Consider the following 20,022-nt stretch of genomic DNA (forward strand, 5'->3'; position numbering starts at 1 on the left):
CCGCCAATCACCTAAAAGTTCGATTTATTCAACAAAGCCCCATTCGTCTACTAATTTACGATGCTCTTCTGTACATTTGCCAGTTTTCTCCATACAGATCAATCCTTTCCAATCTAAATAACCACTGGCGTCCATCGCTAAACCATTAGGTTGAATAAGCTCTACAATAAAGGTATCAACCATACTATCAATCTTATCAACGGGCGTTTTAGCGGGAAAAGACCAATTTACTGAGAAACCAACCTCTTGAAATTCGTCTATATGTAGTTTTTTACGTAAACGACGGCTACGCTGTTTAGACATTATTTTATCCTCTCAAACATAAGATCAAATACTCCATGGCCTAACTGCTGGCCACGCTTTTCAAATTTAGTCACCGGTCGCGTAGCGGGTCGCTGAACATAATCGCCTGCTGCTGACAAATTTCGATAATCACTAATTTCACGCATTACATTTAACATATGCTCGGCATAAGGCTGCCAATCGGTTGCCATATGAAATAGACCACCTAATTCCAATTTATGTAAAACAAGCTTAGCGAAGGACTGCTGCACAATTCGGCGTTTATTATGCCTTACTTTATGCCAGGGATCAGGGAAAAAAAGTTGCACCATATTTAACGAATCATCTGGCAACATTTTCTCCAATACTTCAATTACGTCATGACACATAACCCGTAAATTACTCAGATTGGCTTCTTTCGCCGCTGCCAAACAAGCACCAATTCCCGGTGAATGAACTTCAATACCGAGAAAATTTTTAGCCGGATTTTGTTCAGCCATTGCAACTAATGATGCCCCCATACCAAAACCAATTTCCAGGATCACCGGCGCATTATTGCCAAATAGTGAATCAAATGATAGAGGCTCGCCGGTAAAATCTACCCCCATCTTAGGCCATAACATTTGCAGTGCATTTTCCTGACGAGGAGTTAGTCTCCCCTGACGGCGGACAAAGCTACGAACACGACGTATTACTTTGCCCTCTTCATTAACTTCTGGAGTAATAACATTTTTCATCATAAGTATTGAGATTATTTTTACCAATTAATACTATTCATAATAGAGATAATTATATTATGAGCAGTTGAATATGAAAATGGCAGGTAAAAAGTATTACTCTATTGACGGAATAAAAAGCTTCATCAAAGCTAATATTTGGCTAAAGTGTAAATATTTATTCCTTGCGGAAAAAACAACTAGTAATGATACCATCGCTCATATCAAAAGCTACTTTTTATAAAACTGTTTAGGGTAAAGACTCTTTATATGGATACACTGCAATTTTCGCAAGCTGTACTGAACTGGTATCATCGTTATGGGCGCAAAACACTTCCCTGGCAACGAGAAAAATCCTCCTATCACGTCTGGTTATCTGAAGTAATGTTGCGGCTTTGTTGAATAAATCGAACTTTTAGGTGATTGGCGGAGCTGATCGCTAAATTCGTTTCAACATCAGGTCCCCATGGCAAAGCAAAAGTTTAAAATTACCAACTGGCCCGCGTACAACAAGGCACTCAGACAACGCGGTTCCCTGACGGTCTGGCTTGATGAGTCGGCCATCGCTGGATGGACTGACAGTTCTTCGCCTGAAGGTCGTGGCCGGCCGCTTTACTACAGCGATATGGCTGTTACCACTGTCCTGATGATGAAGCGTGTGTTTAACCTGTCGCTCCGGGCATTACAGGGCTTCGTTGATTCGATTTTTAAACTCATGTCTTAGCCGCTGTGCTGTCCGGACTACTCGCTGGTCAGCAGACGAGCAAAGAGCGTCAACATCAGCATAAAAACGCCAACGCGTGGTGAAATCTCGCATCTGGTCATCGACAGTACCGGTCTGAAGGTCTTTGGCGAAGGTGAATGGAAAGTCAGGCAGCATGGGGCTGACAGACGAAGAGTGTGGCGCAAGCTTCATCTGGCAGCAGACAGTGTGACTCATGAGATTATCTGTGCCGACTTATCGCTCAGCGGAACGACAGATGCGCAGGCACTGCCGGGCCTGATTAACCAAACCCACCGGAAAATCAGGGAAGTGTCAGCAGACGGTGCTTATGACGCCTGTTACTGCCACGATGCGTTGCTAAGAAAGAAAATCAGGCCCCTTATCCCGCCGCGAAGCGGAGCGAAATACTGGCCGGACAAGTACCATGAACGTAACCATGCGGTGGCGAATCAGCGTCTGAGCAGGAGTAATGATATGTGGAAAAAGAAAGTGGGTTATCACCGGCGTTCAGTGGCAGAAACAGCGATGTTCCGCATAAAAACTTTGCTGGGTGGCCATCTGAGGCTGCGTGACTATGAGGCTCAGGTAGGTGAAGCAATGGCGATGGTCAAAGCGCTGAACCGTATGACGTTGTTGGGTATGCCACACAGCGTCAGGATCGGATAATAGGTGTAGCAGAGGGAGCCATCCTGGCGGCTAATTCTGATTTATTCAACAAAGCCTAATGTTGCAGCAAACACAGGTCGCTACCGTGATCCCCTATTGTGAGAAATTTATTAGCCATTTCCCTGACATCATATCTTTAGCCAATGCCCCGCAAGAGGCAAGAGGCTTTGTTGAATGAGACCAGTGTTTCAACATGCTTAATCACTTTTTGATTCAATTCATCTTCAACAATATCAATAGGAACTAAGATCTTATTATACATGATACCCTCGCATCATATTGTTATCTAATTATATTGTAGCAATAGTAAAAAATGATGTCGTGATATTTTTATTTGCTCGTTATTTGGAATAATTAACTTAATATAAAAAATATTTAAAATAAGCGTGTTATTTTAATCAATTATCCTAATTGAAAATAAATATTATTTCTATTTCATTATAGATAGTGGTAGAAATAAATAAGTAAATAATTATCAATTGTATTTTATTAAAGTAAATGATTATGAAAATGAAAAATCAAGACAAATATAATTTTTTATGTCATATTATAGGAAGGTAAATTAATATTTGTTTTTGAATAAAATTAGCATTAATAATAACAATATTGTTTTTAAGGTTTACTATCATCTTTTCCTTATTTTACTAAAAATAATTAACTTCAGAATTTGATTATGACACAGACTAAACACCGCGAAGAAAAACACAGACTTTTTGTTTCCGATGAGCAGCAAATAAAATTTAAAGCTGCCAAAAAGAGCACGATCATTAGTATCATTGTCAACTTGTTTCTCTCTTTATGGCAAATTATTATCGGCTTTTTGGCACATTCCCAAGGTTTGATTGCTGATGGTCTTCACTCATTATCAGATTTATTGGCAGATTTTGTGGTGTTGATTGCGAATAAACATAGTCATAAACAACCGGATGCCGATCACCCTTATGGCCATTTTCGCTATGAAAATGGAGCATCTTTAGTACTGGGAACAATTTTGTTAGTGGTTGGCGGGGGCATGGTATGGAAAGCGATTGAAAAAATGCTAAATCCAGCTGAAATTCCCGATGTGCATATTATTGCTCTGGTTGCTGCGCTATTATCACTTATTGTTAAAGAAGGTCTGTTTCGTTATATGCTTTTTGTGGCAAATAAGGTTAATTCAAGTATGTTAGTTGCTAATGCATGGCATGCACGTTCAGACGCAGCTTCATCTTTAGTAGTTGCCATTGGTATCATTGCTAGTTTATGTAGTTTTAAGATCTTTGATCCTATTGCGGCCTTAATTGTTGGTGTTCTAGTTATTAAAATGGGGTATAAGTTTACTTATCAAGCGTTTAACGATTTGATGGATAAGGGGTCTGATGAACAGACCCTAGTGACTATTCGTAAACAGCTGTTGGCAATGGACGGCGTGATTGATATTCATGATCTTAAGACCCGTAAATCTGGTGATTATTTACTAGTTGATGTTCATCTTGAGGTTAATGGCCTTTTAACGGTAGAACAAGGCCATCTAATTGCTGTTTCAGCACGAAAAAAATTACTTGAAAATCCCAATATCTTAAATGTCATGATCCATGTCGATCCGGTTGAAATGCAATAGCTCATTTCCTGATTGATAATAAATAGCAATCCGATAAATATTATTGCCGCAACTAAGCTTATTAGTTTCATAATAATAAATATTATCGCTAATTTTCTTTATCAAAGATTATATTATTGAATGGCGTGATATATTAGTTAGCTAAAATGTGATGTTTATCGATATATCATTGCTTACATAGCATAATATTGGCTTTGTTGAATAAATCGAACTTTTAGGTGATTGGCGGAGCTGATCGCTAAATTCGTTTCAACATCAGGTCCCCATGGCAAAGCAAAAGTTTAAAATTACCAACTGGCCCGCGTACAACAAGGCACTCAGACAACGTGGTTCCCTGACGGTCTGGCTTGATGAGTCGGCCATCGCTGGATGGACTGACAGTTCTTCGCCTGAAGGTCGTGGCCGGCCGCTTTACTACAGCGATATGGCTGTTACCACTGTCCTGATGATGAAGCGTGTGTTTAACCTGTCGCTACGGGCATTACAGGGCTTCGTTGATTCGATTTTTAAACTCATGTCTTTGCCGCTGTGCTGTCCGGACTACTCGCTGGTCAGCAGACGAGCAAAGAGCGTCAACATCAGCATAAAAACGCCAACGCGTGGTGAAATCTCGCATCTGGTCATCGACAGTACCGGTCTGAAGGTCTTTGGCGAAGGTGAATGGAAAGTCAGGCAGCATGGGGCTGACAGACGAAGAGTGTGGCGCAAGCTTCATCTGGCAGCAGACAGTGTGACTCATGAGATTATCTGTGCCGACTTATCGCTCAGCGGAACGACAGATGCGCAGGCACTGCCGGGCCTGATTAACCAAACCCACCGGAAAATCAGGGAAGTGTCAGCAGACGGTGCTTATGACGCCTGTTACTGCCACGATGCGTTGCTAAGAAAGAAAATCAGGCCCCTTATCCCGCCGCGAAGCGGAGCGAAATACTGGCCGGATAAGTACCATGAACGTAACCATGCGGTGGCGAATCAGCGTCTGAGCAGGAGTAATGATATGTGGAAAAAGAAAGTGGGTTATCACCGGCGTTCAGTGGCAGAAACAGCGATGTTCCGCATAAAAACTTTGCTGGGTGGCCATCTGAGGCTGCGTGACTATGAGGCTCAGGTAGGTGAAGCAATGGCGATGGTCAAAGCGCTGAACCGTATGACGTTGTTGGGTATGCCACACAGCGTCAGGATCGGATAACAGCTGTAGCAGAGGGAGCCATCCTGTCGGCTAATTCTGATTTATTCAACAAAGCCCATAATATTATGTTCATGGCTTATTTGCTCATCCAGGCAATCTCCTAATTTAATTAAGGTTGGAAAAGAGGTTAATGTGGAAATATTAGTAACAGGCGGTATGGGTTATATTGGTAGTCACACATGCGTTCAGATGTTGGCAGCGGGGATGCAGCCTGTTATTTTAGATAATTTGTGTAATGCCAGTAGTGAAGTATTGGCGCGAATAGAAACATTAACGGGTTTTCGTGCAGTTTTTTATCATGGAGATGTACGTGATGAAAAATTATTAGACACTATTTTTTCCAACCATACTATTAAAGCCGTTATTCATTTTGCTGGATTAAAAGCGGTTGGTGAATCAGTTACTAAGCCTCTTGAATATTATGATAATAATGTCAATGGCACGCTGGTATTAGCGCGTAGTATGCATCGTGCTGGTATAAAAAATATTATTTTTAGCTCTTCTGCCACCGTTTATGGTGATCCGGCAACGGTGCCTATCACCGAAGAGTTTCCGATTGGCAATACCACTAATCCATACGGTAGCAGTAAATTTATGGTAGAGCGCTGTTTATCGGATCTCCAGTATGCTGATAATAGTTGGTCGGTTACCCTGCTTCGTTATTTTAATCCGGTTGGGGCACATCCATCCGGCACGATGGGGGAAGATCAGCAAGGTATACCTAATAATTTGACACCTTATATCACTCAGGTAGCCATTGGTCGGCAGCAGAAATTGATGATTTTTGGTGATGATTATCCTACCCCAGATGGCACAGGAGTGCGTGATTATATTCATGTCATGGATCTCGCTGATGGGCATATTGCGGCACTTAAATCAGTTGGTTTTAAGCCTGGTTTACACATTTACAATTTAGGCACAGGTAATGGGACAAGTGTATTAGAGATGCTGAAAGCATTTGAAGAAGCTTGTGGTAAAAAAATCGCCTATGAAATCAGTCCTCACCGACCAGGTGATATTGCTGAATGTTGGTCAAGTTCTGCTAAAGCTGAACGTGATTTGGGATGGAAAGCCACTCGCTCAATTCAACAGATGGCTGCTGATGGATGGCGTTGGCAATGTCAGAATCCACAAGGTTATGGTAAAAAATAATAGCTAGATTGTGGTTTGATTTGTAATAGTAAACATCAATACCCAGCAGATCAGTTTGTCTCTTGAATAAGATTTATGATCAAGTGATAGGCAAAAATGCTGGGTTGCTGTTATTGAAAAGCTGAATGATAACAGTATATTTGTCCTGTTTAGAACAGTTGATATCAATGTAGGGTATAGATATTGCAAAGCTTCACGCTTGGACAAGTTAGGTAGTTAGCTTGTATTAATGTTTTTTTATTCTACTTATTTTGGTGTGTATGTTAAAATTGGTAAGGCTTTGTTGAATAAATCGAACTTTTAGGTGATTGGCGGATCTGATCGCTAAATTCGTTTCAACATCAGGTCCCCATGGCAAAGCAAAAGTTTAAAATTACTAACTGGCCCGCGTACAACAAGGCACTCAGACAACGCGGTTCCCTGACGGTCTGGCTTGATGAGTCGGCCATCGCTGGATGGACTGACAGTTCTTCGCCTGAAGGTCGTGGCCGGCCGCTTTACTACAGCGATATGGCTGTTACCACTGTCCTGATGATGAAGCGTGTGTTTAACCTGTCGCTACGGGCATTACAGGGCTTCGTTGATTCGATTTTTAAACTCATGTCTTTGCCGCTGTGCTGTCCGGACTACTCGCTGGTCAGCAGACGAGCAAAGAGCGTCAACATCAGCATAAAAACGCCAACGCGTGGTGAAATCTCGCATCTGGTCATCGACAGTACCGGTCTGAAGGTCTTTGGCGAAGGTGAATGGAAAGTCAGGCAGCATGGGGCTGACAGACGAAGAGTGTGGCGCAAGCTTCATCTGGCAGCAGACAGTGTGAATCATGAGATTATCTGTGCCGACTTATCGCTCAGCGGAACGACAGATGCGCAGGCACTGCCGGGCATGATTAACCAAACCCACCGGAAAATCAGGCCCCTTATCCCGCCGCAAAGCGGAGCGAAATACTGGCCGGACAAGTACCATGAACGTAACCATGCGGTGGCGAATCAGCGTCTGAGCAGGAGTAATTATATGTGGAAAAAGAAAGTGGGTTATCACCGGCGTTCAGTGGCAGAAACAGCGATGTTCCGCATAAAAACTTTGCTGGGTGGCCATCTGAGCCTGCGTGACTATGAGGCTCAGGTAGGTGAAGCAATGGCGATGGTCAAAGCGCTGAACCGTATGACGTTGTTGGGTATGCCACACAGCGTCAGGATCGGATAACAGCTGTAGCAGAGGGAGCCATCCTGTCGGCTAATTCTGATTTATTCAACAAAGCCCTTGCTCCAATGCACATTTAGCTGTAATTAATGAACCACTTTTTAATCCAGCCTCAATCACAACGACGGCTTTACTTAAGCCACTAATTATACGATTTCGACGCGGCAAATTCTTGGCTAATGGAGGAGTATCTGGTAGATATTCTGATACTAACGCCCCTTGCTCCTTAATTTTATCCGCCAAACTAGTATGTTGGGTTGGATATAATTTATTTAAACCACTACCTAATACAGCAACAGTTATTCCATCATGTTTTAATGCAGTTTTATGGCTAATTCCATCAATACCTATTGCTAAACCAATGGTATTATAAATTTGTGATGTACCAGTTCCTGACTAAATATTTGAGCCCATTTCTCACCATAAAAATCATTATAACGACTCCCTACCAAAGCAATTTGAGTAGAAGAAAGCGCTTTCTCTTTACCAGCAACGAAGAGTATAATTGGTGGCGAATATATCTGTTTTAATAAATATGGATAATTTGGATCGGATAACGTAATGAGTTTATGCTCGCTTACATCAAGCCATTTCATTGCCGCATAAATAGCTTTTGAATTTGCATGAGTAAATTGTATACATTGATTCGGTGATAACCCACATGCCCGAAGAGAAGCAATTTTAACATTATTTAATGCAATAAGTTTCTCTACAATTGCAGCAGCATTGACAGTTGAAAGATGAGAGACCATTCTCATACGTAACCATATTTACATTGGATCCATATACTTTCCTGACTTAATTGGCAATAAGTGTGTTCCATTTATAACCAATACTGTCAATCATAATGAGAAATGTCTAGAATAGGTATTAAATAACTTTCACTTTTTGGATATAGCTTTAAACATTTATGTCAGTATTAAATATATTACATTACCCAGATGAGCGTCTTCGCAAAATTGCAGAACCGTTAAAAAAAGTTGATGCAGAAATACAACGTATCGTGAATGATATGTTTGAAACGATGTATGAAGAAGAAGGTATTGGTTTAGCCGCAACACAGGTCAATATTCATCAAAGAATTATTGTTATAGACGTTTCAGAATCTCGTAATGAAAGATTGGTACTTATAAATCCTGTTATCCTAGAAACAGCTGGTGAAACTGGAATTGAAGAAGGTTGTCTTTCTGTACCGGAACAACGGGCATTTGTATCTCGTGCTAAATGGATCAAAATTAAAGCCTTAGATATCAATGGAAAAGAGTTTGAATTAGAAACTGATGATCTACTTGCTATCTGTATTCAACATGAAATAGATCATCTAAATGGCAAATTATTTATTGACTATCTTTCTGCATTAAAACGCCAACGCATTAGGCAGAAAATTGAAAAGCTTGAACGTCTAAAAGCTAAAACAACAAAATGATATTTATCATATTTTATAATATAGGGATCTTTACGTGTCAGACTGTCTACGCATCATTTTTGCCGGCACCCCAGATTTTGCAGCACAACATTTAGCTGCATTACTTGGTATCAAGGATAAGTATCAAATTGTTGGCGTTCTGACACAACCTGATAAACCATTTGGAAGAGGGCAAAAACTCGCATCAAGCCCAGTAAAAACGCTAGCCGAAGAAAATAATATTCCTATTTTTCAGCCAACAAATCTAAAAACAACAGACAGTCAGCGCTGGATTGAAAATCAGCATGCCGATGTTATGGTTGTTGTCGCATATGGCCTAATTTTACCTGAAATTGTATTAAATATGCTACCAATGGGCTGCCTGAATGTTCATGGCTCACTACTACCCCGCTGGAGAGGCGCAGCGCCAATTCAACGCTCAATTTGGGCTGGTGATAAAGAAACCGGTATTACGATTATGCAAATGGATATTGGTCTGGATACCGGAGATATGCTTTACAAAGTTAGCTGCCCTATTGAACTAAAAGATACTAGCGCAACCCTATATCAAAAACTTGCAAAACTAGGCCCTATTGCACTCCTACATACTATTGATTTACTCACTTCAGGGCAAGCAAAACCAGAAGAACAAAATGATACATTCGCTAACTATGCTGAAAAACTGAGTAAAGATGAAGCATTAATTTATTGGACACTTTCGGCTGAAGAAATTGAGCGATGTATCCGTGCATTCAATCCTTGGCCAGTAAGTTATTTTATTGTTGCAGATCAACCTATTAAAGTTTGGTATGCCGAACTCATTGATCATGAAATTGACGCTTCACCACCGGGAACAATTTTAAGTGCAGATAAAACAGGGATTAAAGTGGCAACCGCGAAAGGTATTTTAAATATCTTAAAAATACAACCGGCCGGTAAAAAAATAATGTTAGCTAGTGATTTTCTAAACTCTCGTCACGGATGGTTTATTCCTGGCAGAATAATAAATTCAGCATTGCAACCAAATTAGTAATAAATTTCTTGTTTGCATTTATGATTAGTGGGTAATTATATTTAACATGAATAAAAAATATAACCTTAGAAGCATTTGTGCCCAAGTCATTGCCCAGGTTATTGATCAAAAACAATCATTAAGCACTGTACTGCCCGAATGGCAAAAAAATATATCAGATAAAGATAAAGCTCTTTTACAAGAACTCAGTTTTGGTGTACTTAGAGTGTTACCCTTATTGGAATGGTTTATTCAAAAATTAATAACTAAACCATTAAAGGGAAAAAAACGCATTATTCACTATCTTATTATGGTAGGAATTTACCAACTTCATTTTACTCGTATTCTCCCACACGCCGCACTAGCAGAAACTGTTGATGGTGCTATCACACTGAAACACCCTCAACTAACAGGCTTAATTAATGGTGTATTAAGACAATTTCAACGGCAAGAACAAGCATTAAATGCAAAAGCCAATAATAATGAAAGCAATTATTTACATCCTAAATGGCTATTAGAAAAAATTCAGCAAGTTTATCCTGCTCAGTGGGAAGAGATTATTGAGGCCAATAACCAAAAACCACCTATGTGGCTAAGAGTAAATCAATTGTATCATTCTACTCACGATTATCTAATACTATTACAGCAAGCAGGTATAGAGGCCAGTTTAAGCAAAGACAGTAAATTCGCTATCAAATTACAAAAACCGTGTGCGGTTAACCAATTACCAGGCTTTGACCAAGGTTGGGTAACAATTCAAGATTTATCTGCTCAACAATGCGTTGAATTACTAGCACCTAAACATGGTGAATATATCCTTGACCTTTGCGCAGCTCCAGGTGGTAAAACAACTTATATACTAGAACTTGCTCCCAAAGCGGATGTTTTAGCGGTTGATATTGATGAACTACGAATAAAACGTATCCAAGAAAATCTTAATCGACTAAAATTACATGCAAGAGTTATTGTTGGTGATGGACGTAGACCACTAGAATGGCCATCGGGTGCGAAATTTGATCGTATATTGCTAGATGCACCTTGCTCTGCGACAGGTGTAATTCGTAGGCATCCGGATATAAAATGGTTAAGAAAACCGACAGATATCCAGCAGTTAGTTAAATTACAATATGAAATTCTAGAAGCTATCTGGCCTTATTTAAAAACCAATGGCATCCTGGTTTATGCAACTTGCTCAATTTTACCGGATGAAAACAAAGAACAAATACAGAAATTTCTTTTTCATCATCCTGAAGCATCTTTAAATAACAATATGGAACTAGGCCAACAAATATTACCAACTCAACGTGGAGGAGACGGTTTCTTTTATGCTTCTCTGATAAAAAATTAACACTACTATTTTGAATAAATACTCAATCTGGCAGTAAGATAAAAATATAATGAAAATTATCATATTAGGTGCAGGACAAGTTGGTGGAACACTTGCAGAAAATTTAGTTGATGAAAACAACGATATCACTATCGTTGATACTAATACTGAACGTTTGCGCCAGCTACAAGATAAATTCGACCTAAGAGTTGTCAGTGGGCATGGCTCATACCCTAGGATCCTAAGGGAAGCCGGTGCTGAAGATGCTGATATGTTAGTCGCTGTGACAAATTCAGATGAAACTAATATGATTGCATGCCAAATGGCTTATTCTCTTTTTAATACGCCAAATAAAGTTGCTAGAATACGCGCATCTGAATATATCAAAGAAACTGAAAAACTTTTTACACCTGATCACATACCGATTGATTATCTTATTTCTCCAGAGCAGCTTGTCATTGATTATATTTATAAATTAATCCAATATCCTGGTGCACTTCAGGTTGTTAACTTCGCCAGTGGTAAAGTAAGTATTGTTGCTGCAAAAGCCTACTATGGAGGTTCATTAGTAGGAAATTCCCTCTTAAATTTACGCGAACATTTACCCCATATTGATACCCGAATTGCTGCTATATTTCGCCAAGATAGACCCATTAGACCACAGGGATCCACTATTATTGAGGCAGGAGATGAAATCTTCTTTGTTGTAGCCACTGAGCATATTCGTGCTGTAATGAGCGAACTGCAACGACTGGAAAAACCCTACAAGCGAATTATGATAGTTGGTGGTGGCAATGTTGGTGCAGGGCTAGCAAAACAGCTAGAAAAAGATTACAGCGTCAAATTAATAGAACGTGATCAAGAAAGAGCAACCGAATTAGCAGAACTATTACATGATACAATCGTGTTTTATGGTGATGCTTCAGATCAAGAGCTTTTAGCGGAAGAACATATTGAGCAAACAGATGTTTTTATAGCACTGACTAATGATGATGAAGCCAATATTATGTCAGCTATGCTTGCCAAAAAAATGGGCGCAAAGAAAGTGATGGTTCTTATCCAACGTTCTGCTTATGTTGATCTGGTACAAGGAGGAGTCATTGATATCGCTATATCACCTCAACAAGCAACAATTTCTGCTTTATTAGGACATGTTCGTAAAGCAGATATAATTAATGTTTCATCCTTACGTAAAGGCGTTGCTGAAGCGATAGAAGCTATTGCTCACGGTGATGAAAACACATCCAAAGTTGTTGGTAGAAAAATTTCAGAAATAAAGCTTCCTCCAGGCACAATTATCGGTGCTATTGTTCGTGATGATGAAGTCATCATTGCAAATAGCTATCATATTATTGAACAAGATGATCACATCATTATGTTCATTACTGATAAAAAACATGTTCCTGAAGTAGAAAAGATCTTCCAACCTAGCCCATTCTTTTTGTAAAAATTTTGATAGAAATATATTAATAGATATTATAATTTAAACATTCTTATAAAATTTTACGTTCTATTTTGATTAATGGTGAGGGGACTATGAGCTTTTTAAAAGAATTCCGTGAATTTGCAATGAAAGGCAACGTTCTTGATCTAGCTGTGGGTGTTATTATTGGTGCAGCATTTGGCAAAATTGTTTCTTCTCTTGTTGCAGATATTATTATGCCTCCCCTTGGATTACTTATCGGCGGTATTGATTTTAAGCAATTTCATTTTGTCTTAAAGGAAGCCCACGATAATATACCTGCTGTTACTATGAATTATGGTGTATTTATTCAAAATATTTTTGATTTTCTAATCATCGCTATAGCAATTTTTATTGCGATAAAACTTATAAATAAATTGCGTCGCGAAAAAGAAGAAGCACCAGCAGCAGCACCAACTAAAGAAGTCACATTATTAACAGAAATTCGTGATTTATTAAAAAAACAAAAATAATCAAAACTAGTGGGTTAGTAATGCGTAATTTTAAAAATTTATTATTACTAACCCACTAGTTTGCTCTTTACTATGTTTCATTTTTCTTTGATAACTCCATTTTCCTTTTTTATTTTTTTCAATTCGTTGCCTAAACAGATGATCATACAGTATCGCCTCTACTGTAATCTTCTTTATAAGGCCTCGTTTATGCTGATAATTTGCAATACCAAATTCTCCAATATCAATGACTTTTTAAATAAACATCTATAACATTTTATTTCATCCAAAACGGACATATCATTTAATGTTTACTGGCGGCCTTGTGCAAGGATCTCTAAAATTGAACATCCAGTACTAACATGTTTACTACCACAACAAGCCGCACTAAGCATTTTTAATGAATTTCTCATTCTCTCCATCTCTATAATTTTAATTTCAATCTCCTGCAAGCGAGCATCCACAATATTTTTCGACTCCTGGCAAGTATGATGGGCAGGATCAATGCGAATAGACAATAATTCTGAAATAGATTCCAAAGTAAAGCCTAACTGCTTAACATAACGAATAAAACGTAAACGTTGTAAATCTTTTTTGCTATAAAGACGATAACCACTTTCTGTACGATTAGGACGTTCCATTAGCCCTTGTTTTTCATAGAAACGAATTGTATCGGTTGTAACATCTGCTAACTTAGCTAATTTACCTATATGATACATAACCACCTCTTATATATGTATAAATATTATCCACTATGATAGCAAACTATGAAATGACAAAAAGTTAATTTTTAGATAATAAAAAACCGGGATTAATCCCGGTTTTTTATGTAATTGCAAATTTATTCTGCAGTTACTTCTGCTTGAGACTCAACAGTACGATCAACAAGCTCGATGTAAGCCATAGGCGCATTGTCACCTGCACGGAAGCCACACTTCATAATACGAGTATAACCACCTGCACGGGTCGCGAAACGCGGTCCAAGTTCATTAAATAATTTTGCCACGATCTGATTATCACGAGTACGGGCAAATGCCAGACGACGATTAGCTACGCTGTCGGTCTTGGCAAGAGTAATCAGTGGCTCAACGACACGGCGCAACTCTTTCGCCTTTGGTAAAGTTGTCTTGATAATCTCATGACGAACTAAAGAGCCAGCCATGTTACGAAACATAGCTTGGCGATGGCTACTATTGCGGTTCAATTTACGACCACTCTTACGATGGCGCATGACCTTATCCTTCTCAGTAAAACCTTAACCTGTGATCTCATTCATCAGCAATACTTGCTGGAGGCCAATTTTCTAGACGCATGCCTAGCGATAAACTTCTTGATGCCAAAACATCCTTAATTTCAGTAAGTGATTTTTTACCAAGATTAGGCGTTTTAAGCAACTCAACTTCAGTGCGCTGAACCAAATCACCGATGTAGTGGATAGCTTCTGCTTTTAAACAGTTAGCAGAGCGGACAGTCAATTCCAGATCGTCAACTGCGCGCAGCAGAATCGGATCAAACTCTGGCTTCTCATCTTTAACTTCAACCTTAGCAACATCGCGTAAATCAACGAAAGCTTCGAGTTGTTCAGCCAAGATAGTTGCTGCTCGACGAATCGCCTCTTCTGGATCGATTGTGCCGTTAGTTTCCATCTCGATAACCAGCTTATCCAAATCAGTGCGTTGTTCTACACGCGTCGCTTCAACATTGTAGGCAATACGCTCTACAGGGCTATAGCATGCATCAACTAATAAACGACCGATTGGGCGCTCATCTTCTTCCGAATGAATACGGGCAGAAGCCGGCACATATCCACGACCACGCTGTACTTTAATACGCATATTAATAGCAGCGCTTTCATCAGTTAGATGGCAGATAACATGTTGCGGCTTGACGATTTCGATATCATCATTAGGGGTGATATCGGCGGCAGTCACAGGGCCAATTCCAGATTTATTCAAGCTCAGAATAACTTCATCTTTACCGTGAACTTTTACCGCCAGCCCTTTCAGGTTAAGGAGAATCTCCAGGATATCTTCCTGCACACCTTCTTTAGTGCTGTACTCATGCAGTACACCATCAATTTCAACCTCGGTCACAGCACAACCAGGCATAGACGAAAGCAAAATACGGCGTAGTGCGTTACCAAGAGTATGGCCAAAGCCACGTTCTAACGGTTCAAGGGTTACCTTGGCGTGCGTCGAACTAATTTGCTCGATATCAACCAGGCGCGGTTTAAGAAACTCTGTCACAGAACCCTGCATTGTGTCCTCTCTTTGGTACTAAGCTTTACTTAGAGTAAAGCTCGACGATCAGGTGTTCGTTAATGTCAGCAGACAGATCAGCACGTTCAGGAATACGTTTGAACACACCTTCCATCTTAACCGCATCAACCTCCAGCCAATTTGGCTTCTCACGCTGTTCAGCAAGTTCTAAAGCAGCCTTAATACGAGACTGTTTTTTTGCTTTTTCACGAACGCTGATAACGTCATTCGGGGAAACCTGATAAGAAGCAATATTAACGACTTGACCATTTACCATGATAGCTTTATGGCTAACCATCTGACGTGCTTCCGCACGTGTTGCGCCAAAACCCATACGATAAACAGTATTGTCTAAACGACCTTCAAGCAAATTGAGCAAATTTTCGCCCGTATTACCTTTCAACCGTGTTGCTTCTTTATAATAGTTACGGAATTGACGTTCTAGAACACCGTAAATACGACGAACTTTCTGTTTCTCACGTAACTGAACACCATAATCAGATAGACGCGGTTTACGTGCGCCATGCTGTCCTGGTGCCTGTTCTAATTTACACTTGGTGTCAATCGCGCGAACGCCAGACTTAAGAAAAAGATCTGTCCCCTCGCGACGGCTCAGCTTGAGCTTAGGACCCAAATATCTAGCCATTTTCTTTCTCCAACAATCCTAAAAACGCAACGTAATTAAACACGACGTTTCTTCGGTGGACGACAACCGTTATGAGGGATCGGAGTCACATCAGTAATGTTAGTAATGCGGAAACCAGCCGCATTTAACGCACGGATAGTTGACTCACGGCCAGGACCAGGTCCTTTAACCATAACTTCTAAGTTTTTGATTCCGTACTCTTTCACTGCCTCAGCACAATGTTCTGCTGCAACTTGAGCGGCAAACGGAGTAGACTTACGAGAACCACGAAAACCAGAACCACCTGCGGTTGCCCAACCCAATGCATTACCTTGACGATCAGTAATGGTAACAATTGTGTTGTTAAAAGAAGCATGGATATGAGCCACACCGTCTGAAACTTGTTTTCTTACACGCTTACGTGCACGAATAGGTGCTTTTGCCATTATTTAATACCCCGACTATTTCTTGATCGGCTTACGCGGGCCCTTACGGGTACGCGCATTAGTCTTAGTACGTTGACCACGCACAGGAAGACCACGTCGGTGACGTAAACCACGATAACAACCAAGATCCATTAAGCGCTTGATGCTTAGGGTAACTTCACGACGCAAATCACCTTCAACAATGTATTTAGCAACTTCGTCACGTAACTTGTCGATTTTCTCTTCAGACAGCTCACTGATCTTAACATGCTCAGCAATACGAGTTGCTGCACAGATTGACTGTGAGCGAGTTTTGCCGATGCCGTAAATCGATGTTAATGCGATTACGGTATGTTGATCAGGAATGTTAATGCCTGCTATACGGGCCACTATGCACTCCTAAAGTTAAATACTGCATAACTGTTCTGAAAAGCCCGCTTTCAGGATACTCAAACAGTTATACATTTTTTTAGATAAAAAGTTTGGCTGGCTAATTTAGCCAGCTTAACCCAACTTTGCAAGAAAAAAATGCTTTTTCTTAACCTTGACGTTGTTTATGTCTTGGTTCAACGCTGCAAATCACACGAACAATACCTTCACGTCTAATGATTTTACAGTTACGGCATAATTTCTTGACTGAAGCACGAACTTTCATTTTTACTCTCCGTAACTTCCTAAGCAAATTAATTTAAAGACAATTATTTGCCTTGAAGATTTGCCTTTTTCAATGCAGACTCATATTGACTGGAAATCATAAGAGTTTGCACTTGAGCCATAAAGTCCATAATAACGACGACGACAATTAGAAGTGAAGTACCACCAAAATAGAATGGAACTTTCATTGCGTCACGCATGAACTCCGGGATTAAGCAAATAAAAGTAATATACAATGCACCTACTAATGTTAGGCGTGTCATTACTTTGTCAATATACTTGGCCGTTTGCTCTCCCGGACGAATTCCTGGTACAAATGCACCGGACTTCTTCAGGTTATCTGCTGTCTCTCGCGGATTAAAAACTAATGCCGTATAAAAGAAACAGAAGAAGATGATTGCAGATGCATAAAGTAACACATAAAGCTGGTGTCCTGGCTGCAAATACATTGAAATAGCTGTCAGCCAACCCCAACCTGTTCCATCACCAAACCAGGAAGCTATTGTACCTGGGAACAGTATAATACTGGAAGCAAAAATTGCAGGAATAACACCTGCCATATTTACCTTTAATGGTAAATGTGTGCTTTGTGCAGCATAAATGCGACGACCTTGTTGACGTTTTGCGTAGTTAACCACTATGCGACGCTGACCACGTTCCATAAAGACAACAAAATAAGTCACAGCAAATACTAAAACTGCAATCAAGAACAACAGGAGGAAGTGCAAATCGCCTTGCCGAGCTTGCTCAATGGTATGGCCAATGGCCGGCGGGAGCCCCGCAACTATACCTGCAAAGATAATGATAGAGATACCGTTTCCAATACCTCTTTCAGTAATTTGTTCGCCTAGCCACATCAGAAACATTGTTCCTGTCACTAAACTAACAACGGCCATGAAATAAAACGGAAAACCAGGATTGATTACCAACCCTTGCATTCCAGCCATATTTGGTAAACCTGTCGCAATACCAATAGATTGGAATATCGCTAATACCAAAGTACCATAACGCGTATATTGACTAATATTACGGCGACCGGCTTCCCCTTCCTTCTTAATCTCTGCTAGACGTGGATTAACTACAGTCAGTAATTGGACAATAATCGATGCCGAAATATACGGCATAATTCCCAATGCAAAGATAGAAGCACGACTAAGTGCACCACCAGAGAACATATTAAACATTTCAATGATGGTGCCTCTTTGCTGTTCAAGCAATTTGGCAAGCACAGTGGCATCAATACCAGGAATAGGAATAAAAGAACCAATACGGAAAACAATCAGCGCCCCAATAACAAACAAAAGCCTGCGTTTAAGTTCGCCTATGCCATCTTTAGCACTTTGAAAATCTAAACCTGGTTGCTTCGACATCTGTAACTTATTCCTCGATTTTACCGCCAGCCGCTTCAATTGCAGTCCGTGCACCTTTTGTTACACGAAGACCACGTACAGTTACTGGACGATTAACTTCACCAGAAAGAATAACTTTCGCATATTCTATTTGAATGCCAACTATATTAGCAGCTTTCAGTGTATTCAGATCAATGACATCGCCTTCAACTTTAGCAAAGTCTGACAAACGAACTTCTGCAGTAATCATTGCTTTACGTGAAGTAAAACCAAATTTTGGTAAACGACGATATAGAGGCATCTGACCGCCTTCAAAACCACGACGTACTCCACCGCCAGAACGAGACTTCTGACCTTTATGACCACGTCCGCCAGTTTTACCTAAACCGGAACCAATACCGCGACCTACGCGTTTAGGTGCATGTTTAGCACCTTCAGCTGGAGACAGAGTATTTAAGCGCATCTGTTACTCCTCAACTTTAACCATGTAGGAAACCAAATTGATCATGCCGCGGACCGCTGGTGTATCTTCACGTTCTACAGTATGACCAATACGACGCAGACCTAAACCGATCATGGTTGCCTTATGTTTTGGCAAACGACCAATAGTACTGCGAAATTGTGTAATTATAATAGTCTTAGCCATGGTCCATTACCCCAGAATTTCTTCGACGGATTTACCACGCTTAGCTGCGACCATTTCTGGAGACTTCATACTGTCTAAAGCATCCAGCGTTGCACGAACAACATTAATTGGGTTCGTGGAACCATAGGTTTTAGCCAGTACGTTATGAACACCCGCGACTTCCAAAACAGCACGCATTGCACCGCCTGCGATGATACCCGTACCTTCATAAGCAGGTTGCATAAACACACGAGAACCTGTGTGAGCACCTTTTACAGGATGATACAAAGTACCATTATTGAGAGCGACGTTTTTCATATTGCGACGGGCTTTTTCCATCGCTTTCTGGATTGCTGCCGGAACTTCGCGTGCCTTACCGTAGCCAAAACCAACACGACCGTTACCATCACCAACGACAGTTAGTGCTGTAAAACTAAAAATACGACCACCTTTAACGGTTTTTGCTACACGATTTACCGCGATCAGCTTTTCCTGCAGTTCGCCAGCTTGTTTCTCGATGTGAGCCATCTTACACCTCTACCTTAGAACTGAAGGCCAGCTTCACGGGCAGCATCTGCCAGTGCCTGGACTCGACCATGATATTGGAAACCAGAACGGTCAAAAGCAACTTCTTTGATGCCTTTTTCCAACGCGCGCTCAGCAATTAATTTACCAACTGCTGCTGCTGCTTCTTTGTTTCCTGTGTACTTTACTTGCTCATTGATAGTTTTTTCTGTAGTAGAAGCAACCACCAAAGTTTCAGAACCGTTTGGTGCAATAACCTGCGCATAAATATGTCGAGGGGTACGGTGTACCACCAAGCGCGTTGCACCCAGTTCATGTAGTTTGCGGCGTGCGCGGGTCGCACGACGGATACGAGCTACTTTCTTATCCAT

At 40.5% G+C, this 20,022-nt stretch carries 28 protein-coding genes and 3 pseudogenes; 13 read left to right on the forward strand and 18 right to left on the reverse strand.

The features are described 5' to 3' along the window. Positions 1–24: 24 nt before the first annotated feature. On the reverse strand, positions 25–303 hold the full coding sequence (locus tag E3U36_RS02325) for a 50S ribosome-binding protein YggL (RefSeq protein ID WP_180816961.1): 279 nt from the start codon (positions 301–303) through the stop codon (positions 25–27). After that, positions 303–1,022 (reverse strand): tRNA (guanosine(46)-N7)-methyltransferase TrmB, encoded by a 720-nt coding sequence (gene trmB / locus E3U36_RS02330; RefSeq protein ID WP_180816962.1) that lies wholly within the window; start codon positions 1,020–1,022, stop codon positions 303–305. The genes E3U36_RS02325 and trmB overlap by 1 nt, the downstream gene beginning before the upstream one ends. Positions 1,023–1,098: 76 nt before the next feature. On the opposite strand from trmB, the gene E3U36_RS02335 reads away from it, so the two are divergent. From E3U36_RS02335 to galE, 7 genes and pseudogenes are all read left to right on the forward strand, one after another. Continuing rightward, entirely contained in the window at positions 1,099–1,242 is a 144-nt protein-coding gene (locus E3U36_RS02335; protein WP_180816963.1) for a hypothetical protein, read from the forward strand. 26 nt (positions 1,243–1,268) lie between these two features. Further along, a pseudogene (locus E3U36_RS12445) lies at positions 1,269–1,391 on the forward strand (A/G-specific adenine glycosylase); the annotation flags it as partial. A 73-nt stretch (positions 1,392–1,464) separates the two neighbouring features. Beyond that, positions 1,465–2,388, forward strand: a pseudogene (locus E3U36_RS02340) (IS5 family transposase). A gap of 55 nt (positions 2,389–2,443) precedes the next feature. Further along, positions 2,444–2,539 (forward strand): annotated as a pseudogene (locus E3U36_RS13370) (hypothetical protein); the annotation flags it as partial. Positions 2,540–3,061: 522 nt separating this feature from the next. Next, entirely contained in the window at positions 3,062–3,988 is a 927-nt protein-coding gene (locus E3U36_RS02345) for a cation diffusion facilitator family transporter (protein WP_180816964.1), read from the forward strand. A gap of 265 nt (positions 3,989–4,253) precedes the next feature. After that, positions 4,254–5,177 (forward strand): IS5 family transposase, encoded by a 924-nt coding sequence (locus E3U36_RS02350; protein WP_180816040.1) that lies wholly within the window; start codon positions 4,254–4,256, stop codon positions 5,175–5,177. A gap of 132 nt (positions 5,178–5,309) precedes the next feature. Then, entirely contained in the window at positions 5,310–6,329 is a 1,020-nt protein-coding gene (gene galE / locus E3U36_RS02355) for a UDP-glucose 4-epimerase GalE (RefSeq protein WP_180816965.1), read from the forward strand. 226 nt (positions 6,330–6,555) lie between these two features. On the opposite strand, the gene E3U36_RS12900 is transcribed toward galE, so the two are convergent. Then, positions 6,556–6,687 (reverse strand): hypothetical protein, encoded by a 132-nt coding sequence (locus tag E3U36_RS12900; RefSeq protein ID WP_255479087.1) that lies wholly within the window; start codon positions 6,685–6,687, stop codon positions 6,556–6,558. On the opposite strand from E3U36_RS12900, the gene E3U36_RS02360 reads away from it, so the two are divergent. Further along, positions 6,681–7,535, forward strand: coding sequence for an IS5 family transposase (locus tag E3U36_RS02360; protein WP_180816966.1), 855 nt, complete (start codon positions 6,681–6,683; stop codon positions 7,533–7,535). The two genes, E3U36_RS12900 and E3U36_RS02360, sit on opposite strands and share 7 nt — an antisense overlap. A 45-nt stretch (positions 7,536–7,580) precedes the next feature. On the opposite strand, the gene E3U36_RS12905 is transcribed toward E3U36_RS02360, so the two are convergent. Beyond that, positions 7,581–7,907 carry a DNA-processing protein DprA gene (locus tag E3U36_RS12905; protein ID WP_180817503.1) on the reverse strand — a complete coding sequence of 109 codons (327 nt, stop codon included), beginning with the start codon at positions 7,905–7,907 and terminating at the stop codon, positions 7,581–7,583. Beyond that, positions 7,886–8,290: a DNA-processing protein DprA gene (locus E3U36_RS12910; protein WP_255479088.1), complete on the reverse strand. Its 405-nt coding sequence runs from the start codon at positions 8,288–8,290 to the stop codon at positions 7,886–7,888. The genes E3U36_RS12905 and E3U36_RS12910 overlap by 22 nt, the downstream gene beginning before the upstream one ends. Before the next feature lie 152 nt (positions 8,291–8,442). Between E3U36_RS12910 and def the strand changes: the two genes are divergently transcribed. The 5 genes from def to mscL all read left to right on the forward strand — a co-directional run bounded on the left by def (position 8,443) and on the right by mscL (position 13,211). Continuing rightward, entirely contained in the window at positions 8,443–8,958 is a 516-nt protein-coding gene (gene def, locus E3U36_RS02375; protein WP_180816968.1) for a peptide deformylase, read from the forward strand. A 34-nt stretch (positions 8,959–8,992) separates the two neighbouring features. After that, entirely contained in the window at positions 8,993–9,967 is a 975-nt protein-coding gene (gene fmt / locus E3U36_RS02380) for a methionyl-tRNA formyltransferase (RefSeq protein WP_180816969.1), read from the forward strand. A gap of 49 nt (positions 9,968–10,016) precedes the next feature. Continuing rightward, positions 10,017–11,297, forward strand: coding sequence for a 16S rRNA (cytosine(967)-C(5))-methyltransferase RsmB (rsmB, locus tag E3U36_RS02385; RefSeq protein WP_180816970.1), 1,281 nt, complete (start codon positions 10,017–10,019; stop codon positions 11,295–11,297). Positions 11,298–11,346: 49 nt separating this feature from the next. After that, positions 11,347–12,723, forward strand: a complete 1,377-nt coding sequence (gene trkA, locus E3U36_RS02390; RefSeq protein ID WP_180816971.1) for a Trk system potassium transporter TrkA — start codon at positions 11,347–11,349, stop codon at positions 12,721–12,723. An 89-nt stretch (positions 12,724–12,812) separates the two neighbouring features. Further along, a complete protein-coding gene (gene mscL / locus E3U36_RS02395; protein WP_180816972.1) occupies positions 12,813–13,211 on the forward strand; it encodes a large-conductance mechanosensitive channel protein MscL in 399 nt (132 codons plus the stop codon). A 30-nt stretch (positions 13,212–13,241) separates the two neighbouring features. On the opposite strand, the gene arfA is transcribed toward mscL, so the two are convergent. From arfA to rplR, 13 genes are all read right to left on the reverse strand, one after another. Continuing rightward, a complete protein-coding gene (gene arfA, locus E3U36_RS02400; protein ID WP_180817504.1) occupies positions 13,242–13,418 on the reverse strand; it encodes an alternative ribosome rescue factor ArfA in 177 nt (58 codons plus the stop codon). Positions 13,419–13,501: 83 nt separating this feature from the next. After that, complete coding sequence (gene zntR, locus E3U36_RS02405; protein WP_180816973.1) at positions 13,502–13,909, reverse strand: Zn(2+)-responsive transcriptional regulator; 408 nt, start codon at positions 13,907–13,909, stop codon at positions 13,502–13,504. A 122-nt stretch (positions 13,910–14,031) separates the two neighbouring features. Next, entirely contained in the window at positions 14,032–14,421 is a 390-nt protein-coding gene (gene rplQ / locus E3U36_RS02410; RefSeq protein WP_180816974.1) for a 50S ribosomal protein L17, read from the reverse strand. A gap of 37 nt (positions 14,422–14,458) precedes the next feature. Then, complete coding sequence (locus tag E3U36_RS02415) at positions 14,459–15,448, reverse strand: DNA-directed RNA polymerase subunit alpha (protein ID WP_180816975.1); 990 nt, start codon at positions 15,446–15,448, stop codon at positions 14,459–14,461. 25 nt (positions 15,449–15,473) lie between these two features. Beyond that, a complete protein-coding gene (gene rpsD, locus E3U36_RS02420; RefSeq protein WP_180816976.1) occupies positions 15,474–16,094 on the reverse strand; it encodes a 30S ribosomal protein S4 in 621 nt (206 codons plus the stop codon). Positions 16,095–16,129: 35 nt separating this feature from the next. Next, a complete protein-coding gene (gene rpsK, locus E3U36_RS02425) occupies positions 16,130–16,519 on the reverse strand; it encodes a 30S ribosomal protein S11 (RefSeq protein WP_180816977.1) in 390 nt (129 codons plus the stop codon). 15 nt (positions 16,520–16,534) lie between these two features. Then, complete coding sequence (gene rpsM, locus E3U36_RS02430; RefSeq protein WP_180816978.1) at positions 16,535–16,888, reverse strand: 30S ribosomal protein S13; 354 nt, start codon at positions 16,886–16,888, stop codon at positions 16,535–16,537. A gap of 148 nt (positions 16,889–17,036) precedes the next feature. After that, positions 17,037–17,153 carry a 50S ribosomal protein L36 gene (gene rpmJ, locus E3U36_RS02435; protein ID WP_032116397.1) on the reverse strand — a complete coding sequence of 39 codons (117 nt, stop codon included), beginning with the start codon at positions 17,151–17,153 and terminating at the stop codon, positions 17,037–17,039. 43 nt (positions 17,154–17,196) lie between these two features. Then, on the reverse strand, positions 17,197–18,522 hold the full coding sequence (secY, locus tag E3U36_RS02440; protein ID WP_180816979.1) for a preprotein translocase subunit SecY: 1,326 nt from the start codon (positions 18,520–18,522) through the stop codon (positions 17,197–17,199). Positions 18,523–18,529: 7 nt separating this feature from the next. Further along, positions 18,530–18,964 carry a 50S ribosomal protein L15 gene (rplO, locus tag E3U36_RS02445; RefSeq protein WP_026823161.1) on the reverse strand — a complete coding sequence of 145 codons (435 nt, stop codon included), beginning with the start codon at positions 18,962–18,964 and terminating at the stop codon, positions 18,530–18,532. 3 nt (positions 18,965–18,967) lie between these two features. Continuing rightward, positions 18,968–19,147: a 50S ribosomal protein L30 gene (gene rpmD, locus E3U36_RS02450; protein WP_180816980.1), complete on the reverse strand. Its 180-nt coding sequence runs from the start codon at positions 19,145–19,147 to the stop codon at positions 18,968–18,970. A gap of 6 nt (positions 19,148–19,153) precedes the next feature. Then, on the reverse strand, positions 19,154–19,654 hold the full coding sequence (rpsE, locus tag E3U36_RS02455) for a 30S ribosomal protein S5 (RefSeq protein WP_032116394.1): 501 nt from the start codon (positions 19,652–19,654) through the stop codon (positions 19,154–19,156). Between the two features lie 14 nt (positions 19,655–19,668). Further along, positions 19,669–20,022, reverse strand: a complete 354-nt coding sequence (gene rplR / locus E3U36_RS02460; protein WP_032116393.1) for a 50S ribosomal protein L18 — start codon at positions 20,020–20,022, stop codon at positions 19,669–19,671.

Source organism: Arsenophonus endosymbiont of Aphis craccivora (genome assembly GCF_013460135.1).
GTDB classification, from domain to species: Bacteria; Pseudomonadota; Gammaproteobacteria; order Enterobacterales; family Enterobacteriaceae; genus Arsenophonus; species Arsenophonus nilaparvatae.